Origin of the sequence: Candidatus Infernicultor aquiphilus, from assembly GCF_002784285.1 — a bacterium.
In the GTDB taxonomy this organism is placed as follows: domain Bacteria; phylum Atribacterota; class Phoenicimicrobiia; order Phoenicimicrobiales; family Phoenicimicrobiaceae; genus Infernicultor; species Infernicultor aquiphilus.
The window spans coordinates 2,021-5,323 of sequence record NZ_PFKO01000029.1; the positions used below are offsets into that span (position 1 = coordinate 2,021).

Annotated in this window: 3 protein-coding genes; all 3 read right to left on the reverse strand. The window is 36.6% G+C overall.

Going from position 1 to position 3,303, the window contains the following annotated elements; translation table 11 throughout:
- Window positions 1-900, reverse strand: a 900-nt coding sequence (locus COZ07_RS00940; protein ID WP_406606737.1) for a dihydrolipoamide acetyltransferase family protein, incomplete at its 3' end; no start/stop codon positions are given.
- Between the two features lie 65 nt (window positions 901-965).
- On the reverse strand, window positions 966-2,399 hold the full coding sequence (locus COZ07_RS00945; RefSeq protein ID WP_406606738.1) for a rhamnulokinase family protein: 1,434 nt from the start codon (window positions 2,397-2,399) through the stop codon (window positions 966-968).
- Window positions 2,400-2,424: 25 nt separating this feature from the next.
- Window positions 2,425-3,219: a class II aldolase/adducin family protein gene (locus tag COZ07_RS00950; RefSeq protein WP_406606739.1), complete on the reverse strand. Its 795-nt coding sequence runs from the start codon at window positions 3,217-3,219 to the stop codon at window positions 2,425-2,427.
- Between the last annotated feature and the right edge of the window lie 84 nt (window positions 3,220-3,303).

The following is a 3,303-nucleotide window of genomic DNA, read 5'->3' on the forward strand; positions in this document are numbered from 1 at the left end:
CTGCTTTAAACGCCTGGTTTCTTTAGAAATTTCGACTAAAGATTTAAGCTGAGCCTGGTGTATCACCGGAACCATTAATCCTCGGGGAGTATCTACCGCTATTCCCAAATGAATATTATCATATTCCACAATTTTGTCTATTAAAAAATGAGCATTGAGAGTCCTAAATTGAGGTAAAGTCTTAATCAAGGCATAACTAACCAGGTCATTAATGGATATTCTACTTAGGTCTGATTCTGAGGCAGCTTTTTTCCAGCCTTCTTTCAAGGATAGTAAAGTAGAGACTTCAGCAGAAGCATTAAGAGTAAGTTGAGCTGAATTTTGGAGTGATTTAAACATTTTATCGGCAATAATTTTTCGTATCCCTTGCACTGGAATCTCTTTCTGGGATCCAAGATAAAAGCTCACTGGGCCTGTCTGCAGGCTAACCTGCACAGGCAGAGGGGATTTAGCTAACCCTGGAGTAACTTCTTCCGGGGTAATAGCCCCTGGTTTGGATAAAAAATTCAATACATCTTGAGCCATAATCCTTCCCTCGGGACCAGTTCCTAAAATTTTAGAAATTTCCACCCCTTTTTCCTCCGCTAAGTGGCGCGCTCGTGGAGAGATAGGCACAGAAGAATCAAGATGCGAAGCAGGAATTAAATTATCCATGCTTTCTCCTGGTTCTCCAATGATGGCAATGGGAGTATATACCGGAACATCTTCACCTTCCTTAAATAATATCTTAAGTAAGATTCCTTTCTCCGGAGCAATAATTTCAAAAATAGCCTTATTAGTTTCTACTTGACAAATAATCTCATCTTTTTCTACCCTATCTCCTTCTTTTTTTTTCCACTCTACAATAATACAGGACTCCACTGTCTCTCCTTGTTTGGGCATAATTACTGGTATAACCATTTATAAACCCTCCTTATAACCTTATAATCCCCATAATCCCCTAACTTAATTAGGTTCTTTCTTTATCATCTTTTCCCCGGGTAAAAACTCTTAATTTTATAAGATTTCCTGATTATTTTTCTACCTTCCTGAATCGAATTAATTTGTCCTTTAGATAAAGATTGAATCATTAGATTTCCAATAGCGGTGGCTTCAACTGGTCCAGCATAAACTGGTATCCCGGCCAGATCAGCGGTAAGTTGACATAATAAATTATTCTGACATCCCCCTCCTATAATATATAACTCCTGGATAGATCGACCGCTTACTTCTTCTATTTTCTTTAGAGTTTGGGCATAAATGTCAGCCATATTTTCAATTATTCCCCTGACCATCTCCGCTGGCGTCTGAGGAATTTTTTGTCCGGTTTCCTGACAGTAAGCCTTAATCCTATGTGGCATACTGTCATCGATAAGATTAGGTTTGAGAAAACGAGAGTCATCAAGATTAAGCTTCCAATTAACTGACCCATAATGGGAAGCTAATCTAGTTAACTCATCATACGAATATATTTTATCCTTTTCATCCCAATATTTTTTACACTCTTGAATAATCCAGAAACCAGTAATATTCTTAAGAAACCTGAAACCACCATCTGCTGATCCTTCGTTGGTAAAATTATATTTAAAACTTCCTTCGTTGATAATTGGTTGAGGAGATTCTATCCCCAATAATGACCAGGTACCTGAGCTAAGATAGGCATAGTCTATATCGTTTATAACCGGAACTGCAGCTATTGCGGAAGCAGTATCATGGCAAGCAGGGGCAATAACTTCTACTTCTGGACCCGCGCCAATCTCTTGAGCAATATATGGTAAGAGCTTTCCCAGTTTTGTTCCAGGCATAATTATTTCACCAAACATTTCCTCTCTGATTCCTAGCTTTTCTAATAATTTAACCGACCATTTTTTTTCTTTAGGATTATATAATTGGGTAGTGGTAGCAATAGAATATTCATTTTTTATCATCCCGGTCAACCAGTAATTAAAGAGATCAGGAATAGTTAAAAAGTAGCAAGCTGCTTTATAGATCTTGGCTTTGTTTTTAATAAAGGAATAGAGCTGATAGATAGTGTTTATCTGCATAAATTGGATTCCTGTTTCTATAAAAATCTTTTCTGGGGGGATGATTTTAAATACTTCCTCCATGATATGGTCTGTTCTTTTATCTCTATAGTGATAGGGATTTCCCAGAAGATCTCCATTATCGTCTAAAAGAACATAATCAACTCCCCAAGTATCTATACCAATACTCGCTATCTGACCAGGATATTTTTTAAAAGCAATTTTTAAACCACTTTTTATCTCCATAAATATATTAAGGATATCCCAATAGATACTATCTTTAATCCTTACTGGCTTATTAAGAAAACGGTGCATTACTTCCATTTCCGAAACATCGCCCACAATTACTCTTCCACTTTCTGCCCCCAGATCAACCGCTACAAATTTTTTCTTCATAAGACAGCCCCTTTACCCTTAAAAACTATTTTTGCAGTTTAAATAATTCTTGTCGATACTTTTCATCTGGTCTTTCCGCTAGGTGGATAACTATTTCTTCAGAGAGGGTATTTATCCCTCCTAAAAGTAGTGCACCAAAACGAATTTCAGCAGATTTATTGGCAGTTAAGGTAATATTCTCCACTTCCATAGCTGAAGATCCTAAGGCAATAAGTCCATGATTTTGTAGGTAGATTACCCTGGGTCTTTCTCCCTGCCTTTCCAGAAATATATCGATTTCTTTCTTGATTCTTTTAGCTAATAGAACCCCAGGATCCGTATAAGGGATAAAGATTGATTCTTTCCCCAACAAAACAATCTCATCTGGATATATTCTGCCTTTCAAATTTTCAGGAAAACCCTTCGAACAAGTTAAGATATTTACTGCTATGGGATGGGTATGGCCAATAAAGTTTACTCCCTCAATACTAAGACAAATAGCATGTAATAAAGTTTCCACCGAGGGTTTCGCCCGGCATTTTTTATCTATTTTAGCTTTCTCAAAGATATGATTAATATCTTCTGCATCAGGATTGTCTATGTTTATAAGCTGCATAATCGGTTCAAAATAAACCTGAATAAAATCTTCCTCACCTACCGTTGCCAGCTGGGTCCCGCTTGCTTTTATAAAAAAACTCTCCCTAATATTCTCAGCCTTAACCCTGGCTGAAGCATTGCCTTCACCAATAATGGCCAGATGATATTCTTCTCTTCCAAGATTATGAGAAAGTTTTATCAGTTCGCCTAAAATTTTACTTCTAATATCCGGTTTATTTATCATTTTTTCCTCCTCTATGGAGTCTCTTAGAAATTATATTTCCTTAATTTTAAACTTTTTATATCTCTAAGATAAAAACCCTTCAAT